Origin of the sequence: Kineosporia sp. NBRC 101677 (assembly GCF_030269265.1) — a bacterium.
Lineage (GTDB): Bacteria > Actinomycetota > Actinomycetes > Actinomycetales > Kineosporiaceae > Kineosporia > Kineosporia rhizophila.
The window spans coordinates 243,302-261,917 of record NZ_BSTA01000010.1 but is presented as its reverse complement, the minus strand read 5'-3'; the positions used below and the strand labels follow the sequence as shown (position 1 = coordinate 261,917).

The following is an 18,616-nucleotide window of genomic DNA, read 5'->3' as shown; positions in this document are numbered from 1 at the left end:
CCCGCTCGAGGGAGCACAAAGTGCCCGTTCGGGCTAGTTGATCATGCACTTTGCGGTCACTGCGTGATGCAGGGCGGGCACGAGCCGGCCCAGAGGGGCATCAATCCGGACGTCGCAGTACGTATCGCCACGCGTTTCACCCTGGTTCACGATCGCCACCGGGGTCCCGTTCTTGCGCGCCTGAAGCACGAACCTGAAGCCGGACATCACTTTCAGTGACGAACCCAGGACGAGCAGAGCCTTCGCCCCGTCCAGCAGTGCGAAGCACTCCGCCACTCGCGGCCGGGGCACCGTCTCGCCGAAGAACACCACGTCCGGCTTCAGCGGCCCGCCTCCGCACACCTCGCACGCGACCATCACGAAACCGTCCAGCTCGTCCTCGGCCAGGTCGACGTCGCCGTCCGGGTTGATCTGCTGGGCCCGGGCGGTGAAGTCCGGGTTGGCTGCGGTGAGGGTCTGGTCCAGGGCTGCCCGGGAGATGACGGCCCCGCACTCCAGGCAGACGACGCGGTCGAGCCCGCCGTGCAGTTCGATCACCCCGCTCGCCCCGGCCGCCTGGTGCAGCCCGTCCACGTTCTGCGTGATCACGCCCTGGAGCACGCCCTGTTCCTGCAGTCGGGCCACTGCCTCGTGGGCGGCGTTCGGCCTGGCCAGGGCGATCTGACGCCAGCCCAGATAGCTGCGGGCCCAGTAGCGGTGCCGGGCCTGCGGATCTTTCATGAATGTCTGATACGTCATAGGAGTGTGCCGGCGCAGCGCCCCGGAGGGCCCGCGGTAGTCCGGAATGCCCGAGTCGGTGGAGATTCCGGCGCCGCTGAGGACCAGCACCCGGCCTTCGGCGAGCAGATCGACAAGCTTCTCGAACGCCGGGGTTACGAGGGTGTTCACCCGTTCATTCTCCGCCGATGAGAGAATCGTGGCGATGCTTCCCCCCGACAACCACGTGCACTCCCAGTTCAGCTGGGACACCCGCAGCAACGGCTCGATGGATCTGACCTGCGCCCGGGCCGTCGAGATCGGCCTGCCCGCGATCGCGTTCACCGAGCACCTCGACTTCACCGCCTGGGGTCACGAGGACCTGCCGCCCGGTGAGACCACCATCGCCTTCCGCGACCGGGTGCAGCCGCTCGACGTCGAGGCCTACCAGGCCGAGCTCGAGCGCTGCCGCGACAAGTACCCCGACCTGCGTATCCTCTCCGGCATCGAGACCGGCGAGCCGCACCTGTTCCCCGGCAGCGTGGCCGCGGTGCTGCGCTCGGGGGCGTTCGAGCGGGTCCTGGGCTCGCTGCACTCGGTCGTGCACGAGGGCCGCATGCTCTCCCCGGAGCGGGTCTTCGGGCTGAACGCGATGCCCACCGAAGACCTGATGCGCCGCTACTTCGAGGGCCTGCTCGACCTGATCAAGGGCTCGGACGTGTTCCAGGTGCTGGCGCACTGCGACTTCCCCCGCCGCTACTGGCCGCAGAGCGCGAACGCCTACGACGAGAAGCTGTTCGAGGAGGAGTACCGCACGGTCTTCCGCGTGCTCGCCACCTCCGGCCGCGCCCTCGAGATCAACACCCGCAGCCCGCTGTGGTCGGCCGAGCTGATGCGCTGGTGGCACGAGGAGGGCGGCGAGGCGGTCTCGTTCGGCAGCGACGCGCACGTGCCCTACCGGGTGGGCGCGCAGTTCGAGCTGGCCGTCGACGTGGTGGAGAGTGCCGGATTCCGGCCCGGGCGCGACCGTTTCGACTTCTGGCGGCGCTGAGACAAGAACAAATGGTGGACGTTTGTGCGCTCGGTGCGCACAAACGTCCACCATTTTGTTGTCTGCAGTTGTCAGTCACCCTTGACGTTCAGGAGCTGGTGCAGCGTGTGCTTCACCTCGACCAGGTCCTCGGCGTCGGCCATGACGCGGTCGATGTCCTTGTAGGCGCCCGGGATCTCGTCGACGAAGGCGTCCGTGTCGCGGTACTCGATGCCCTTCATCGCCGCCCGCAGATCCTCCACCGTGAACTTCTTGCGCGCCGCGGTGCGGGAGTACTCCCGGCCCGCGCCGTGCGGTGAGGAGTTGAGCGAGAGCTTGTTGCCCTTGCCCACGACCACGTAGCTGGCGGTGCCCATCGAGCCCGGGATCAGGCCCGGCCGGCCCGCGTCGGCCTGGATCGCGCCCTTCCGGCTCACCCACAGGTTCTTGCCGAAGTGGTTCTCCTGCTGGGTGAAGTTGTGGTGGCAGTTCCCGGTCAGGATGTTGTCGGTCAAGGCAAACGAGTGGGTGTCTTCCACCGTCGCACAGTAAACCTCCGTGAACTCATCCGTGGGCTGGACCGACAGAACAGTCCAGCCCCGCCGTTCGGCGGCGCCCCGGCCAGCCAGGAACCTCTCCCGATGAGCCTGCACGACGAAGAACTCTGGATCGAGATCACCGCGCATCAGGCCCAGGAGGTGGATTGGCGTCGGCGGGCCGCCGAAGCCGGAGCGCACTCGTGACCGGATTCCGAATGTTCCGATACCGATGGTCTGCGCCAGGAGACGGACGTACTCCAGATCTTCCCTCTTGCTTGATGCAAGAGTCGGACGGCCGGTCTTCCCGACATCTCCATCCGCGGCAAAGTAGCCAGCGAGCCAGCCGTACAGCTCGTTCGGTTCCGTATCAAGAGAAGGGCGCCCGACCTTCCACTCACGAGGCAGGCCCGTCACACGCTTGACCTTGTCGTACGTGCGGACCGGGTTGCCGATGCCATCAAAGTAGGGGATGAGCGCCTCATCCTTCTTCCCACAGAAGTTTGCGTAGGAGCGGCTCCCGGTCGGCGCTTTGCTGCCGTCGCCGAAGACGAACCCTCTGGCGATGCCCATCCGGTCGGGGAACAGGCCTTCCGGTCGAGGCGGGAAGGTGATCTGAAGGCGGTCACCTGGACGTAGTTCCTCGGTCGTAGCGGCGTACTCGTGATTACGTCGCGACCGCAGCAGCCAGCGGTGGCCAGGTGTCGCGCGAACCGTCTTGATCACTCCGGAGCGGCTCAGTACGACCTCGCTCACCTGCTGGCGCCCGAAGGACTGGACCGGGGCCTTGACCCACTTGCCTTCTGCCGTAAGCAGTTCGTGTTCTCCGCCGGCAAGCGACTCAATCGGACGCGGGCCGGTGCGGGTGGTCACCAGCGTTTCACCGGCGAAGCAGTTGATCGATTCGAGGTCCTGCACCGGCTCACCCATGAAGTCGGCGACGCACAGCATCAGGCGGTGCATCATCTCCTCCCGGTTGGCCAGGGCGAAGTCCTGGGCCCAGCGCATCTGGTTGATGTAGGCCCAGAACTCGTCGGTGTCCTGCACGAGGTAGGCCAGGTCGAGGTCGGGCAGGTTGATGTGCCACTTTTCGATCAGGGCCCGGGCCACCTTGATGTGCTTCTGGGCGATCAGGTTGCCCACGCCCCGCGAGCCGGAGTGCAGGAACAGCCAGACCGTGCCGGTCTCGTCGGCCGTCACCTCGATGAAGTGGTTGCCCGAGCCCAGGCTGCCGAGCTGCCGCTTCCACTTGCCGGTGTAGGAGGCCGGGTCGAAGCCCACCTTGTCGGCCTTGGCCTCGAGCACGTCGAGCCGGGCGGCGACCACGCTCTCGGTCGTCCGCTCGTCGCTGTTGTAGCCGCCGGCCGACAGCGGGACGGCCTGCTCGATCGCCACCCGCAGCGCGCTCAGGTCGCCCTTGGCCCGCACCTCGGCCTCGGTCCACTGGGTGCGCACCGCGATCATGCCGCACCCGATGTCCACCCCGACCGCGGCCGGGATGATGGCCCGGTCGGTCGGGATGACCGAGCCGACGGTCGCCCCCCGGCCCAGGTGGGCGTCCGGCATCAGGGCCAGATGCGGGAAGACGAAGGGCATCTCGGCGGTGCGGGCGGCTTGCTCGCGCGTCTTCTCCTCGAGGATGCTCGCCCAGTTGTACAGCTTCTTCCCCAGACGTTCGACCGTCACCGTCCACCTCCTGTTCGTGCTCACCCCACTCGGTTCCGGGAGCAAGTGCGGTGATGAGCATGTCGCGCGGGTTGCCGGGAGGTCCACCCATTTACACCGTTCGGCGCTTCATCCGGATGTGATCCACCGTGCCGGTGCCGGAAACGCTTCAGAGTGATGGTTTGCGCCCTGTGCTCTTCGACCTTGAAGGGGAACCATGTCCGACGGCACGATCAGCGACGACGAATCGGTCCTCGCCGGGCTCGGCTACAAGCAGGAGCTGCACCGCTCCTGGTCGGCCTTCTCGAACTTCGCCATCTCGTTCTCCATCATCTCGATCCTGGCCGGCTGCTTCACCACCTTCGGGCAGGCCTGGAACAACGGCGGCCCGATCGCGATCTCGCTGGGCTGGCCGGTGATCTCGGCGTTCATCCTGATCATCGGGCTGTGCCTGGCCGAGCTGGTCTCCGCCTACCCGACCTCGGGCGGGATCTACTGGTGGGCGGCCCGGCTCGGCGGGGCGAAGGCCGGGTACTACACCGGCTGGCTCAACCTGGTCGGGCTGGTGGCGATCCTGGCCTCGGTGGCCTACGGGGCCGCGATCTACCTGAACACCTTCATCGACCTGTTCTCCGACGGCTACGCCACCGGCTTCCTCGGCGGGAACTACCTGTACCAGCAGTTCTTCTGGTTCGTGCTGCTGCTCGGGCTGATCACCGCGGTGAACATCTTCAGCTCGCACCTGCTGGCGGTGATCAACAACGTCTCGGTCTGGTGGCACGTGTTCGGTGCGCTGATCGTGGTCGGCGTGCTGGTCTTCGGGCCGGACTCGCACCAGAGCCTGTCGTTCGTGTTCACCGAGCGGATCAACAACTCCGGCATCGGTGGCGACGGCGACGGCACCTTCTGGTTCTACGTGCTGCCTCTGGGTTTTCTGCTGACCCAGTACACGATCACCGGGTACGACGCCTCCGCGCACCTTTCGGAGGAGACCCAGGGGGCGGCGAACGCGGCGGCCAAGGGGATCTGGCAGTCGATCCTGTACTCCGCGATCGGGGGCTGGATCCTGCTGCTGGCCTTCCTTTTCGCGGCGACCGAGACCGACTTCATCAACTCCTTCGATCCCGAGGTGAACCCCTACGGCGGGGGCAGCGTGCTGGCGGTGCTGTCGAGCGCGCTGTCGCCGGCATTGTTCAAGCTCGTCGTCTTCATCAGCATGAGCGGCCAGATCTACTGCTCCACCGCCTGTATGACGTCCACCTCGCGGATGCTGTTCGCGTTCAGCCGCGACCGGGCGGTGCCCGGTTCCGGGCTCTGGGCTTCGGTGGACGCCAAGGGTGTACCCCGCAATGCTGTGTTCGCCGCTGCCGCAGCAGCTCTGGTGCTGACTCTGCCTGCGCTGTACGAAAGCCCTTCCGGAGCGCCGACCGCGTTCTATGCAGTGGTCTCGATCGGCGTCATCGGGCTGTACCTGGCCTTCGCCATCCCGATCTACCTGCGGTGGCGGGCCGGGGACGCCTGGCAGCCCGGGCCGTGGACGCTCGGCTCCCGGTACCGCTGGCTGTGTGTGCTCGCGGTGGTCGAGATCGCCATCACCTCGGTGTATTTCGTGCTGCCGTTCTCACCGGCCGGGTGGCCGCTGAACGACGACTTCACCTGGACGGCGGTGAACTACGCGCCGATCGTGCTGGCCCTGCTGATGGGGGCGCTGTTCGTGGGGTGGCACGCCTCGGTCAAGCACTGGTTCACCGGGCCGCGCAGCAACATCGATCAGTGAGCTGACAGACGCGGCAGATCGAGTTCGGGCAGCGGGACCGGCTCACCGTAGAGCGAGCCCTGGGCGAGGTGGACGCCCAGGGCGGTGAGCCGGTCGGCCTGCTCCTGGTGCTCGACCCCGGCCGCGATCAGGGTGAGGTCGAGGCCCGGGGTCATCGCCACCGCGCCGGCCAGCACGGCCTCCGGCCGGCTGCCCGGCTCGGCGGTGGTGAGCGACTCGTCGAGGGTGAGGGTGTCGATCGGGAGCCGGGTCAGGAAGCCGAGGTCTCCCGGGCCGGCGCCGAACGACTCCAGGCCGACCCGCACGCCGAGCGCCCGCACCTGCTGCAGCACCCGGTCGGCGGCGGTCAGGTCGGGGGCCGGGCCGTCCTCGGTGATCTGCAGCAGCAGGGCCTCGCCGGGCAGTTCGTGCCGCCGCAGGATGCGCTCGACCACGGCGGCCAGCCGCTCGTCGGCCAGGTGCAGGGTGGCCAGCGGGACCTGGGCGGTGAGTGCGTTCTGGCCGGGGGCCCTACGTAGCCGGGCGATGTCGGAACAGACCGAGTCGAGCAACCGCTCTTCCAGGGCCCGGCGCAGGCCCGCCTGCTCGGCCGCGGCGAGCAGGGCGTCGGGCGGCATCACCCCGTGCACCGGGTGCTGCCAGCGCACGTCCATGGCGAGCGCGGCGAGGTGCCCGGAGCGCAGGCCGCGCACCGGGCGGTAGAGCACGTCGATGTGATCGAACGACAGGGTGGTGAGTTGCTCGGCCTGCTGCCGTTTCTCGTCCTGGGGGAGCGCGTCGAGGACCAGAGCGGCGGACTGCTGACGGCCGGGGCCCGGTTCGGTGGTGTTCTCGCCGGCCTGTTCCTGAGCCTTCTTCTGCGCGCGGAGGCCGGCCGCGCGGCTGAACGGGATGACCTCGGCCTCGGCCCGCGTGCCGGCCCGGACCTCGGCCTCGATCTCCAGCGCCTCACGGGCGCGGCGCTCGGCGGCGGCCCGCTCGGCGGCCTTGCGTTCCGACTCCTGCTCGAGGGCCTGGAACTCGGCCAGGGTGCGTTCCACCGAGCGCTGGGCGGCCGCGGCCAGCCGGGCCTTCTCCTCGGCCTTCTTCTCCTCTTCGGTGGCCGGCCGGCGCACCGGCTCGGGCCGGGCCTGGCCCGAGCCGCGGTACTGGGCCGCCGGGGTGCTCAGGCCGGCCGGTTCCGCCACCGGGGTGGGGGTGGGCCGGGGCACCGGGCCGGTGGGGGGATCGGTGACCGGGGCGGCGGCCGGGTCGACCAGAGGCAGGTAGCGGTCCTTCTCCTCGGGGCTGCCGTGGCTGAAGGTGACGATCTGGTTCTTGCCGCGCCGCTTGGCCGCGTACATCGCCTGGTCGACCCCGGCCAGCAGGCTCTCCGGCGAGGCGTCGGGATCGACCCGGTCGAGCACCGCCACGCCCACGCTGGCCCCCACCCGCACCCGCGTCTGACGCCCGCGGTGCATCAGCTGGAACGGCCTGCCGACGGCGCCGAGGATCTCCTGCCCGATCACGTCGGGCGAGGAGGCCGCATCCTCCATCAGGATCGCGAACTCGTCGCCGCCGAGCCGGGCCACCGTGTCGGTGGGCCGCACGCAGGCCTTCAGCCGGCCGGCCACCGCGCGCAGCACGTCGTCGCCGGCGTTGTGGCCGAACCGGTCGTTCACCGCCTTGAAGTCGTCCAGGTCGCAGAAGATCAGGCCGAGCGGACGCCCGCCGCGGATCGCCCGGCGCAGCCGCTGGTCGAACAGGGCCCGGTTGGCCAGGCCGGTGAGCGAGTCGTGGTAGGCCTGGGTGCGCAGCCGGTCCTGGCTCTCCTGCAGTTCGCGCAGCAGCCGCACGTTGTCCAGCCCGGTGAACGACTGGCGCAGGATGACCAGCAGGAGCAGCCCCAGCGAGACCGCGGTCTGGGCCGGGCCCAGCTCGACCCCGGCCAGCAGGTGCCAGGAGACCACCAGGGCCGAGGCGATCAGGGGCAGCCAGAGCAGGGCCGGGGGCACCGCGCCCGGGGGTGTGACGGCGCGGGGGAGCAGGACCGGACGGGCCTGCGCGCCGAGCCGGGCCAGCACCACCACCAGGCCGATCAGCAGCAGGGCGGTGAGGGCGATGACCAGCACGCCGGCCGCCGAGTCGCGGCTGCCCGGGCTGGTGCTCCAGAGCAGGACGAAGAAGGACCCGGCCACGGCCAGCGCGTCCAGGACGTAGACGGCGGCGGCGACCCGGCTCGACACGGCACCGCCCGGGGTCAAGCCCACGCCGCCTCCCTCACCCCTGCACACTGAGCCCGCCGGTTACACCGCGTGCAACCTCCAACACAGCATAAGGAGTTAATGCCACCAAATCGCCCGGTCTGCCGGAGTGAGATTTATACCTGACCGCCCTCCGGGCAACGCCGGGACGCCGGATCACCGGGGCGTCGGGCGGGAGCGGGCGCGGTGGGCCGTAGGCTGTCTCCTGGCTTACGCCCGGGGGGAAAACGCGAAGGAGGAACGTGCCGGTGGGAGAGAACCCGGTGGGTGGCACACGGGTGCTCAACATTCCCAACCTGCTCAGTTTCGGCCGGCTGCTGCTGGTGCCGGTCTTCGCCGTGCTGATCGTGGTCGACCACGTGGGCTGGGCGGTGGTCGTGCTGATGGTGAGCGGATTCACCGACTACCTCGACGGGAACCTGGCCCGGCGCTGGGGGCAGACCACGCGGCTGGGCCAGATCCTCGACCCGATCGCCGACCGCCTCTTCATCCTGACCACGCTGCTGGGCCTGGCCTACCGCGACGTGATCCCCTGGTGGCTGGTGCTGCTGCTGATCGCCCGCGACGCGGTGCTGGTCGGCTCCCTGCTGCTGATGACGCACGAGGAGCGCCGGCCGCTGGAGGTCAGCTTCCTCGGCAAGGCCGCCACCGCGAACCTGCTCTACGCCTTCCCGCTGCTGCTGCTCGGTGACATCGACGGCCGGGCGGGCGACGTCGCCATGACGGTCGGCTGGGCCTTCGCCTGGTGGGGCACCGCGCTGTACTGGTGGTCGGCCCTGATCTACCTGCGTCAGGCCGCCGCCGTGATGGCCCGGCGCGACCAGCTCACCCGGCGCCCGCAGAGCGAGGCCGCCGGATGAGCGAGCGATCCCGCCCGCTCGACGCCTCGATGACTCTGCTGCGCGAGGTGATGGAACGTCCGCTCGACCCCGGCTACGCGGCCGCGGCCGCCCATCCGCGGCCGAGCACCCGCCGGCGCACCGCGATCACCCTGGTCCTGGCGATCCTGGCCGGGGCCGGTTTCGCCGTGGCGGTGGGCTCGATCCGGGTGCCGCAGCGCGAGTCCGACGCGGTCAGCCAGGAACTGCGCGAAGAGATCCAGCGCCGCACCGAAGACGTGAACGGGCAGCAGCGCCGCAACGCCGAACTGGCCGCCGCCAATGCGGCGGCGCAGGAGACGCTGCTCGGCTCGCGGGGGGCTGCGCTCAGCCGTCAGGTGCAGGAGCTGGGGGCGCTCACCGGCGAGATCGCCGTGAGCGGCAAGGGTGTGCAGGTCACGCTGGACGACGCGCCGGGACGTGACCAGGTCGGTGGAGATCCGCGCGAAGACGTGGGTTTCGACGAGGGCGTGGTGCTCGACGCCGACGTGCAGGTGGTGGTGAACGGGCTCTGGGCGGCCGGCGCCGAGGCGATCTCGATCAACGGCGAGCGGCTGACCGCGGTCTCGGCGATCCGCTCGGCGGGGGAGGCGATCCTGGTCGACTTCCGCCCGCTGGTGCCGCCCTACGTGATCTCGGTGATCGGCGATCCGGGCGCGCTGCAGAGCCGGTTCGCCGAGGGGCAGGCCGGGCCCTACGTGCAGTCGCTGCGGGACAACAACGGCATCCGCGCGGACATCGCGGCGGCCGACGAGCTCGTCCTGCCGGGCGCCGGGCAGTTCGCCCTGCGTGCGGCCCGGCCGGTGGAAGAAGAAGCGAAGCAAGACGCTGTGGGAAAGACTGCTGACTCTGGAGGACGTACGTGATCGCGGCGATCGGACTGCTGATCGGGGTGGTGGCCGGGCTGGTCCTGCAGCCGACCGTCCCGCTCTGGCTGCAGCCCTACCTGCCGATCGCCGTGGTGGCGGCGCTGGACGCGGTGTTCGGTGGTCTGCGCGCGCTGCTCGACGGCATCTTCGACGACCGGGTGTTCATCGTGTCGTTCCTGTCGAACGTGGTGGTGGCGGCGCTGATCGTGTTCCTGGGGGACCACCTGGGAGTGGGGGCGCAGCTGTCCACCGGGGTGGTCGTGGTGCTCGGTATCCGGATCTTCTCCAACGCCGCGGCGATCCGTCGGCACATCTTCAAGGCCTGAGCGATGGCCGAGGAGAAGCCCGAGCAGGAGCCCGTGGACGAGCCGGATGTTCAGCCGGATGCTGTTACGGACGACGAGGCCGGTGCCGAGACGGCGCCGATGCCGGTGTCGCGTCCGGTGAGCCCGGTGCGTACGCGGGTGATCCGGCCCGCAGGGGGACGTCGTCCCGGACCGCCGCTGGTGGGTGGCGGTCAGGGGAGCCCGAGTTCGGGTAAGGCGGTTCAGGCGGGTGCCGAGCGGGATCCGGACGACACCATGCCGATGACGGCGGTCGATCTGAACGAACAAAAAGCCGAACAAAGGACGGGTGTGGGCGCCGAGGCGGCGAGCCGCCCCGAAAGTTCCCCTCCGGTGGGCGAAACCGCTGCTCCTCAGGTGCCCGAGGCCGACAGTTCCACGCCGTCCGAGACTTCCGACGACGTAGAGGTGACCACCGCGCCCGGGGGAGCCGACGATCCTGAGGCGACCACCTCGTCCGTTGTCGGTGACGTACCCGAGGCGCGCCCGTCGTCCTCTGTTCCGGACAAGCCGGTTTCGCGGTTCCGCGTCACCCGGTTCCAGGTGCTCGCTGCTGTGCTGCTCGGGGCGCTCGGGTTCGGGCTGATCGTGCAGGCCCGCCAGACCCAGTCCGACGACCTCTCCTCGCTGAGCCAGAGCGAGCTGGTGCGGGTGCTGGACGACGTGAGCCGGCAGAGCGAGCGGCTGGACGCCGAGGCCCGCGCCCTGGAGACCACCCGGAACGAGCTGCAGTCCGGCACCGACCGGGCCGCCGCGGCCGAGAAGGCCACGCGCGAACGGCTCGACGTGCTCGGCATCCTGGCCGGCACCGAGCCCGCCCAGGGGCCGGGGGTGAGCATCCGGATCGACGACCCGCAGGCCCTGGTCGACGCCGCGACCGTGCTCGACGCGGTCCAGGAACTGCGGGACGCGGGGGCCGAGGCGATCCAGTTCGGCCAGGTGCGGGTGGTGGCCGGCACCTCGTTCACCGATCCGCCCACCGGCGGTGCGGTGGTCGCCGACGGCGTCACCCAGTCACCGCCCTACCGGCTGCTGGCCATCGGCGACCCGGCGACCATGGAATCCGCCCTCAACATCCCCGGTGGCGTGCTGGAGACGCTGCACCAGGTGGGTGCGAGCGGTACGGTTCAGCGCAAGCAAGATCTCGAGGTGTCCGCGGTGCGGGAGGCGGCCGGCCCGGCCTACGCCGTACCCCGCACCGACGAGCCCCAGGACTGAGAGGAAGACGAGGGCGCAGTGAGCGACTTCGAGTACCCGGAAGACCTGAAGTACACCGGCGACCACGAGTGGGTGCGGACCGACGGCGACGTCGCCCGGGTCGGCATCACCGCGTTCGCCCAGGACGCGCTCGGCGACATCGTGTACGTCACGCTGCCGGACGGCGACACCCCGGTGCAGGCGGGCTCGACCTGCGGCGAGGTCGAGTCGACCAAGAGCGTGAGCGACGTCTACGCACCGGTCAGCGGTACCGTGTCGAGGCGGAACGAGGCCCTCGACACCACGCCGGAGCTGGTCAACAGCGACCCTTACGGCGAGGGCTGGATGTTCGAGGTCACGGTGGCCGGCCCGGAGGCCTTCGACGGCCTGCTGAGCGCCGCCGAGTACCGGACGCAGCTCGACTGAGACCGGGCCGCCGCGCCCGAGCCCGCCTCCGGTCACCTCACCCGGGTGAACAGGAGGCGACCGGTACATGCCTCGAGCACGGGGTGAGAGTTACGCTAGCCAGACTTCACGAGACAGGAGACCGAGATGTCGGAACCGAGGTTCCTGAGCGGTCAGGGGCCGGAGGGTGCCAGGCGTGACTTCGACGCGCCCCTGGTCGAGACGACGATCTCCTTCGGTGCCATACCGGGGATCGACGAGGAGCGGCCCAGCGGGCTCTCCGGTGCCGAGCAGGCCGCGGTCGACGCGCTGCCCGGGCAGTCGGCCCTGCTGGTGGTGCAGCGCGGCCCGAACGCCGGGGCCCGGTTCCTGCTGAACGCCGAGCGCACGACCGCCGGGCGCAAGCCCGACAGCGACATCTTTCTCGACGACGTCACCGTCTCGCGCAAGCACGCCGAGTTCGTCCGGCGGGACGGGCAGTTCTTCGTCCGCGACGCCGGCAGCCTGAACGGCACCTACCTGGCCGGCGACCGGATCGACGAGGCGCTGCTGAAGGACGGGGACGAGGTCCAGATCGGCAAGTACCGGCTGGTGTTCCACCCCAGCCGCCGGACCGCCTGACGGCAGCCGGGATGGTCGGCGCGGCTGCGGGCCGGCGCGCGAACGGCGCGACCGGCGAGTCAGGTCACTCGGGTGACTTGGGTGATGCGAGTGGCTCCCGGGCGATGAGCATCGGGGCGGTCCTGGAACTGCTGCGGCAGGACTTCCCGGACATCTCCATCTCGAAGATCAGGTACCTGGAGGACCAGGGTCTGGTCGAGCCGTTGCGCACCGCCGCGGGCTATCGGAAGTTCACCCCCGAGCACGTGGAGCGGCTGCGGTACGTGCTCGGGGTACAGCGTGACCACTACCTGCCGCTGCGGGTGATCCGCGAGCACCTCGACGCGCTCGACCAGGGCGCGCCGGCCGCGCCCCGGCTGGTCGAGGTGGCCCCCGAGCCGCCGGTCGAGGCCGGGACCCGGCGCCGGTTCACCCGGGGCGAGGTGCTGGCCGCCGCCGCGGTCGACGAGGCGCTGCTGGCCGAGCTGGAGTCGCACGGTCTGGTGGTGGCCCGGCCGGGCGGGGACTTAGACGCCGATGCGGCGGCCGTCGCCCGCGCCGCGGCCGAACTGGGCGCCTTCGGCCTGGAACCGCGCCACCTGCGGGCCTTCCGCACCGCCGCCGACCGCGAGGCCGGGCTGATCGAACAGGTCACCCGGGGCCGGGGCCAGGCGGGCGGGCAGAGCGCCCCCGAGCTCACCGCGCTGTGCGTGCAACTGCACTCCGCACTGCTGAAAGCGGCCCTGGAGCGCGGACAGTCCTGACCGCGGCCTGACTGTGGGCCCACTCTGGTCGCCTAGGCGCCGGGCCGCGGGGTACGTTTGCGGTGTGCGGGAGCTTGATGTGGTTGGTGTCAGGGTCGAGGTTCCCTCGAACAACCCGATCGTGCTGCTCAAGGAGCGCGACGGGGATCGCTACCTGCCGATCTGGGTCGGGGCGCCCGAGGCGAACGCGATCGCGAACGCCCAGCAGGGGCTGGTGCCGCCGCGCCCGCTCACCCACGACCTGATGAAGGACGTGATCGAGGCGCTCGGCCGGCGGCTGGCCCAGGTGCGCATCGTCGCCCTGAAGGAGAACGTCTTCCACGCCGAGCTGGTCTTCGACGGCGGGCTGTCGGTCAGCTCGCGCTCGTCCGACGCGATCGCCCTGGCGCTGCGGGTCGGCTGCCCGATCGTCGGTGCCGAGGAGGTGCTGGAGGCCGGTGGGGTCTCGGTGCCGGACGAGGACGAGGACGAGGTGGAGAAGTTCCGGGAGTTCCTCGACAACATCTCCCCGGAGGACTTCGGCGAGACCGGCAAGGGCCCGCAGGACTCCTGAAACCCCCTCGCCACCGGCGCCGGAACGGTTCCGATTGGTCCGAAAGAGGGGTGATCTGCCGACACGCCGCCCCCCTCGGGACCCGCTTCGTTGACGAGGCCGGGTGGGCGGCCTACGGTTCAAATGAAACGACCCCGGTGTAGTTCTCCCGCTGAGATCCGTCCCTCGGACCAGCGTGCCGGACTCGGAACGTTGAATGGAGCCGCCGTGAGCGAGCGTAGCGAGCGAGATGCTGTGCCCGGTCACGTCGTCGCGCAGGCGCAGGGAATGCTCTTCACCGACGACCTGCCCGAGCTCGACGAGGAGGCCGGTTACCGAGGCCCGATCGCCTGCCGGGCGGCGGGCATCACCTACCGTCAGCTCGACTACTGGGCCCGCACCGGCCTGGTCCAGCCCACCGTCCGCAACGCCACCGGCTCGGGCACCCAGCGGCTGTACAGCTTCCGCGACGTGCTGGTGCTGAAGGTGGTCAAGCGGCTTCTCGACACCGGGGTCTCGCTGCAGCAGATCCGGATCGCGGTGAACCACCTGCGCGACCACGGCGTCGAGGACCTGGCCCAGATCACGCTGATGAGCGACGGCGCCAGCGTCTACGAGTGCACCTCGGCGGACGAGGTGATAGATCTCGTCCAGGGCGGTCAGGGCGTGTTCGGCATCGCCGTCGGCCGGGTCTGGCGCGAGGTCGAGGGCACGCTGGCCGAGCTGCCCGCCGAGCGCGCGGGGGACGACACCGCGATGGTCGCCGGAGACGAGCTGGCGGCGCGCCGGAAGACCCGCGCGATCAGCTGAAAAGCCTTACGGTCCAGCAGAAAGCCCCCGGGATCCGGTACCCGGGGGCTTTCTGCTGTCTGGCTTCAGGGGATCAGCTGGCGCTGGCGGCCGGGCGGCGGCCGCGGGTGTTGGCCCGCAGCACCCGGGCCAGGTGGGCGTCGAACGCTCCGGCCAGCTCCTGCGCGGGGGCCCCGGGCCAGCGGTGGATCGGCTGGCTGGCGCCCTGGGCCTGCTGCAGGGCGCTGCGCTCGCGGATCGAGGGGCCGAGCACCAGCGGGCCGAACATGTCCGACAGCTCCTGCAGGCGGTAGCGGTGCTCGGGGGAGCGCTCGCGGTAGCGGTTGACCACCACGCCCAGCGGCTGCAGCGTGGGGGCGATGTTGCGGCGCACGTCCTCGATCGCGTGCAGGGCCCGGTCGGCCGCGGTGACCGAGAACAGGGCCGGCTCGGAGACCACCAGGGCGCGCTGGCTGGCGGCCAGGCCGGAGCGGGTGATCGTGCCCAGCGAGGGCGGGCAGTCGATCAGGACGAGCTGGTAGCCCTCGAGCTGGCTGATCGCGTGGGACAGCCGGGCCAGGGTGCGCTCGCTGCCGGTGGGCCGGTCGAGCGCGGCCATGTCGTGCGAGCCGGGCAGCACGTCGAGCGTGCCGCCGCCGGCCGCCCAGCCGCTGGGCACGACGTTCACCTTCTGCGCGTTGCGGCGGGAGGCGCCCATCACGGTGGCCACGTTGGTGGTGATCTCGGCGGTGATGTCGAGCCCGAGCGTCGCGTCGGCCTGCGGGTCGATGTCGACCACGAGCGTGGGGACGCCACGGGCCAGCGCGGCCGAGGCCAGGCCCAGGACCACCGACGTCTTCCCGACGCCACCCTTCAAACTGCACACGCTGACGACGATCACGGTATTCGACGCTACCTCGTTATCAAGTTCCGGCCGACGATCCGGGCCGCGACGGAACGGACGTGATTGCCGTCCCACTCAGGGTGACGGCCGTCCGGGTCAGGGCTCGGGAAGACCCAATTGCATCGCCTCGCCGGGTCCCCTCGCAACCCTCCGTTCGCCCGCCGTACGCCGACCGGGCCCTCTGTGGGGTGTGCGGAACCGGGCGAAGATGAATGTGACATGCCGCGCTGGTAACGTCAGGGCCGTGGGTGGTCCGTCAGTGACGGAGGCCGACAGCTGAAGACCCCGGCGGGAGAGACCCCGTGAAGGGGCGCCGAAGGGGCAACTCTCCCCGGAACCTCTCAGGCGCCAAGGACCGCCAGGGCGAGGCATCTCCGAAGGGCGACGTGGCCCGACGGATGGGGAGGTATCCGTGCGGCCCTACTCAGCGGCCGCTACGCCTGAAGCGTGGGAGCCTCCGATGACGACCTTCATCGATGCCGGGAACCAGCCGGACCTGACCGAGCCGCCGCAGGACGCCCCCCAGGGCACCGGGCACCGCGCCGACGCCTTCGCCGACCGGCACATCGGCGCCGACGCCCCGCAGGTGGCTACCATGCTGCGCACGGTCGGCCTGGACTCGCTGGACGCCCTCGAGCACGCCGTGATCCCCCCGGTGATCCGCGACGGCGGCGTGCCCGCCCTGCCCGAGCCGGTGAGCGAGGCCGAGGCGCTGGCCGAGCTGCGCGCCCTGGCCGCCCGCAACACCGTGGGCGTGCCGATGATCGGGCTGGGCTACTACGGCACCCACACGCCCGGTGTGATCCTGCGCAACGTGCTGGAGAACCCGGCCTGGTACACGGCCTACACCCCGTACCAGCCGGAGATCTCACAGGGCCGGCTGGAGGCTCTGCTGGCCTTCCAGACCATGGTCTCGGACCTGACCGGGCTCGACACCGCCAGCGCCTCCCTGCTGGACGAGGCCACCGCCGCCGCCGAGGCGATGACGCTGATGCGCCGCGCCTCCAAGCTGCCCGCCGGGGCCGCCCTGGTGGTCGACACCGACGTCCTCCCGCAGACCCTCGCGGTGATCCAGACCCGGGCCGAACCGCTCGGCCTGCGGGTGGTCGTGGCCGACCTCACCGACGCCCCGGCCGAGGCCCTCGACGCGGTCGAGGAGGGTGTCTTCGGCGTGATCGCGCAGTACCCGGGGGCCTCCGGGAAGGTGACCGACCTCCGTCCTCTGATCGAGGCCGCCCACGAGCGCAAGGCGCTGGTGACCGTGGCCGCCGACCTGCTGGCGCTGACGCTGCTGCGCGCGCCCGGTGAGGACGGCGCGGACGTGGCGGTCGGCAACACCCAGCGCTTCGGGGTGCCGCTCGGATTCGGCGGACCGCACGCCGGCTACATGAGCGTGCGCAAGGGCCTGGAGCGCTCGCTGCCGGGCCGCCTGGTCGGGGTCTCGAAGGACGCGGACGGCAACCCGGCCTACCGGCTGGCCCTGCAGACCCGCGAGCAGCACATCCGGCGGGAGAAGGCGACCAGCAACATCTGCACCGCGCAGGTGCTGCTGGCCGTGATGGCCGCCATGTACGCGGTGTACCACGGCCCGCAGGGGCTGCGCCGGATCGCCGAGCGCACCGCCTCCTCGGCCGCCACGCTGGCCGCCGGTCTGCGGGCGCAGGGCGTCACCGTGGTGCACGAGAACTTCTTCGACACCGTCCTGGCCGAGGTGCCGGGCCGGGCCGCCGAGGTGGTGGACCGGGCGCACGAGCTCGGCGTGCTGCTGCGCCGGGTCGACGCCGACCACGTCGGGGTCTCCTGCGACGAGACCACCACACCGGCCCACCTGGCGCTGGTGGCGCAGGCTTTCGGAGGTTCCCCCGCGACCGAGGTGAGCGAGCCCGCGTTGCCCGCCACCCTCGTCCGTACGTCTGAATACCTGACCAACCCGGTGTTCACCACGCACCACAGCGAGACCTCGATGCTGCGCTTCCTGCGCCGCCTGGCCGACGAGGACTACGCGCTCGACCGGGGCATGATCCCGCTGGGCTCGTGCACGATGAAGCTGAACGCCACCACCGAGATGGAGGCGATCACCTGGCCGGAGTTCGGTGGGCTGCACCCGTTCGCGCCGAGCGCCGACACCGAGGGCATCCGCGCCCTGGTGAAGGACCTGGAGAACTGGCTGGCCGAGCTGACCGGCTACGCCGCGGTCTCGCTGCAGCCGAACGCCGGCTCGCAGGGTGAGCTGGCCGGCCTGCTGGCGATCCGGGCCTACCACCGCTCCAACGGTGCCGAGGGCCGCAACGTCTGCCTGATCCCGTCGTCCGCGCACGGCACCAACGCCGCCAGCGCGGTGATGGCCGGGATGAAGGTCGTGGTGGTGGCCTGCGACGAGAACGGCAACGTGGACCTGGCCGACCTGTCGGCCAAGATCGGGCAGCACCGGGACGCGCTGGCTGCGATCATGGTGACCTACCCCTCCACGCACGGCGTGTTCGAGGAGGGCATCGGCCAGATCTGCGCCGAGGTGCACGAGGCCGGCGGTCAGGTCTACGTCGACGGCGCGAACCTCAACGCGCTGGTGGGGCTCTCGCGTCCGGGCCAGTTCGGCGCCGACGTCTCGCACCTGAACCTGCACAAGACGTTCTGCATCCCGCACGGCGGCGGCGGCCCGGGCGTGGGCCCGGTGGCGGTGCGCTCGCACCTGGCGCCGTTCCTGCCCAACCACCCGCTGGACGAGCTGGCCGGTCCGGCCACCGGCATCGGCCCGATCTCGGCCGCGCCGTACGGGTCGGCCGGCATCCTGCCGATCTCCTGGGCCTACGTGCGGATGATGGGGCTGGAGGGCCTGACCCGGGCCACCCGCACCGCGATCCTCACCGCCAACTACGTGGCGGCCCGGCTGCGTCAGCACTACCCGGTGCTCTACTCCGGCCGGGACGCCCTGGTGGCGCACGAGTGCATCCTCGACCTGCGGCCGCTGACCAAGGCCACCGGGGTGACGGTGGACGACGTGGCCAAGCGCCTGATCGACTACGGCTTCCACGCCCCGACGATGTCGTTCCCGGTGGCCGGGACGCTGATGGTGGAGCCGACCGAGAGCGAAGACCTGGCCGAGCTGGACCGGTTCTGCGACGCGATGATCGCGATCCGGGCCGAGATCGACAAGGTCGCCGCGGGGGAGTGGCCGGCCGGGGACAACCCGCTGGCCAACGCCCCGCACACGGCGCAGAGCCTGACCGGTGAGTGGGAGCACCCGTACACCCGGGAAGAGGCCGTTTACCCGGCCGGGGTGACGCCGCGGTTCAAGTACTGGCCGCCGGTGCGCCGGATCGACGGTGCCTGGGGCGACCGGAACCTGGTCTGCTCCTGCCCGGCGCCGGAGGCGTTCGAGGACTGAGG

General features: G+C 70.7%; 15 protein-coding genes, 3 pseudogenes and 1 riboswitch. Of the genes and pseudogenes, 12 read left to right on the top strand and 6 right to left on the bottom strand.

The genetic code is table 11. The features are described from left to right. Positions 1 to 33: 33 nt before the first annotated feature. Positions 34 to 888: an NAD-dependent protein deacetylase gene (locus QSK18_RS27125; RefSeq protein ID WP_285624805.1), complete on the bottom strand. Its 855-nt coding sequence runs from the start codon at positions 886 to 888 to the stop codon at positions 34 to 36. Positions 889 to 922: 34 nt separating this feature from the next. Between QSK18_RS27125 and QSK18_RS27120 the strand changes: the two genes are divergently transcribed. Next, positions 923 to 1,747 (top strand): PHP domain-containing protein, encoded by an 825-nt coding sequence (locus QSK18_RS27120; RefSeq protein ID WP_285624908.1) that lies wholly within the window; start codon positions 923 to 925, stop codon positions 1,745 to 1,747. A gap of 71 nt (positions 1,748 to 1,818) precedes the next feature. On the opposite strand, the pseudogene QSK18_RS36065 reads toward QSK18_RS27120, so the two are convergent. The 3 pseudogenes from QSK18_RS36065 to QSK18_RS36055 all read right to left on the bottom strand — a co-directional run. Next, a pseudogene (locus QSK18_RS36065) lies at positions 1,819 to 2,217 on the bottom strand (RtcB family protein); the annotation flags it as partial. 3 nt (positions 2,218 to 2,220) lie between these two features. Continuing rightward, positions 2,221 to 2,835, bottom strand: a pseudogene (locus QSK18_RS36320) (LAGLIDADG family homing endonuclease); the annotation flags it as partial. A 318-nt stretch (positions 2,836 to 3,153) separates the two neighbouring features. Continuing rightward, positions 3,154 to 3,948: pseudogene (locus QSK18_RS36055) on the bottom strand (RtcB family protein); the annotation flags it as partial. Between the two features lie 196 nt (positions 3,949 to 4,144). On the opposite strand from QSK18_RS36055, the gene QSK18_RS27110 reads away from it, so the two are divergent. Then, a complete protein-coding gene (locus tag QSK18_RS27110; RefSeq protein WP_232814085.1) occupies positions 4,145 to 5,704 on the top strand; it encodes an amino acid permease in 1,560 nt (519 codons plus the stop codon). Here the strand turns inward: QSK18_RS27110 and QSK18_RS27105 are convergent. Next, positions 5,698 to 7,953 (bottom strand): putative bifunctional diguanylate cyclase/phosphodiesterase, encoded by a 2,256-nt coding sequence (locus QSK18_RS27105; protein WP_285624798.1) that lies wholly within the window; start codon positions 7,951 to 7,953, stop codon positions 5,698 to 5,700. The genes QSK18_RS27110 and QSK18_RS27105 overlap by 7 nt on opposite strands. 242 nt (positions 7,954 to 8,195) lie before the next feature. Here QSK18_RS27105 and clsA point away from each other — a divergent pair, with 242 nt between their 5' ends. From clsA to QSK18_RS27060, 9 genes are all read left to right on the top strand, one after another. Next, positions 8,196 to 8,807: a cardiolipin synthase ClsA gene (gene clsA / locus QSK18_RS27100; protein ID WP_232814083.1), complete on the top strand. Its 612-nt coding sequence runs from the start codon at positions 8,196 to 8,198 to the stop codon at positions 8,805 to 8,807. Then, positions 8,804 to 9,691, top strand: a complete 888-nt coding sequence (locus QSK18_RS27095) for a DUF881 domain-containing protein (protein ID WP_232814082.1) — start codon at positions 8,804 to 8,806, stop codon at positions 9,689 to 9,691. The genes clsA and QSK18_RS27095 overlap by 4 nt, the downstream gene beginning before the upstream one ends. Next, positions 9,688 to 10,020, top strand: a complete 333-nt coding sequence (locus QSK18_RS27090) for a small basic family protein (RefSeq protein WP_232814081.1) — start codon at positions 9,688 to 9,690, stop codon at positions 10,018 to 10,020. Before QSK18_RS27095 ends, QSK18_RS27090 begins: the two co-directional genes overlap by 4 nt. A gap of 3 nt (positions 10,021 to 10,023) precedes the next feature. Then, positions 10,024 to 11,256 carry a DUF881 domain-containing protein gene (locus QSK18_RS27085; protein WP_232814080.1) on the top strand — a complete coding sequence of 411 codons (1,233 nt, stop codon included), beginning with the start codon at positions 10,024 to 10,026 and terminating at the stop codon, positions 11,254 to 11,256. A gap of 18 nt (positions 11,257 to 11,274) precedes the next feature. Next, positions 11,275 to 11,661: a glycine cleavage system protein GcvH gene (gene gcvH, locus QSK18_RS27080; RefSeq protein WP_285624793.1), complete on the top strand. Its 387-nt coding sequence runs from the start codon at positions 11,275 to 11,277 to the stop codon at positions 11,659 to 11,661. 126 nt (positions 11,662 to 11,787) lie between these two features. Beyond that, on the top strand, positions 11,788 to 12,261 hold the full coding sequence (locus tag QSK18_RS27075) for an FHA domain-containing protein (protein ID WP_232814078.1): 474 nt from the start codon (positions 11,788 to 11,790) through the stop codon (positions 12,259 to 12,261). 77 nt (positions 12,262 to 12,338) lie between these two features. Next, positions 12,339 to 13,004, top strand: a complete 666-nt coding sequence (gene ftsR, locus QSK18_RS27070) for a transcriptional regulator FtsR (protein WP_285624789.1) — start codon at positions 12,339 to 12,341, stop codon at positions 13,002 to 13,004. 64 nt (positions 13,005 to 13,068) lie between these two features. After that, a complete protein-coding gene (locus QSK18_RS27065) occupies positions 13,069 to 13,557 on the top strand; it encodes a bifunctional nuclease family protein (RefSeq protein ID WP_232814076.1) in 489 nt (162 codons plus the stop codon). 267 nt (positions 13,558 to 13,824) lie between these two features. Next, positions 13,825 to 14,346, top strand: coding sequence for a MerR family transcriptional regulator (locus tag QSK18_RS27060; RefSeq protein ID WP_232814095.1), 522 nt, complete (start codon positions 13,825 to 13,827; stop codon positions 14,344 to 14,346). A 73-nt stretch (positions 14,347 to 14,419) separates the two neighbouring features. On the opposite strand, the gene QSK18_RS27055 is transcribed toward QSK18_RS27060, so the two are convergent. Next, positions 14,420 to 15,211 (bottom strand): ParA family protein, encoded by a 792-nt coding sequence (locus tag QSK18_RS27055; RefSeq protein ID WP_285624783.1) that lies wholly within the window; start codon positions 15,209 to 15,211, stop codon positions 14,420 to 14,422. 297 nt (positions 15,212 to 15,508) lie between these two features. Beyond that, positions 15,509 to 15,597, top strand: a riboswitch (glycine riboswitch). 92 nt (positions 15,598 to 15,689) lie between these two features. Between QSK18_RS27055 and gcvP the strand changes: the two genes are divergently transcribed. Then, positions 15,690 to 18,614: an aminomethyl-transferring glycine dehydrogenase gene (gcvP, locus tag QSK18_RS27050; RefSeq protein WP_285624779.1), complete on the top strand. Its 2,925-nt coding sequence runs from the start codon at positions 15,690 to 15,692 to the stop codon at positions 18,612 to 18,614. The last annotated feature ends 2 nt before the right edge of the window (positions 18,615 to 18,616 follow it).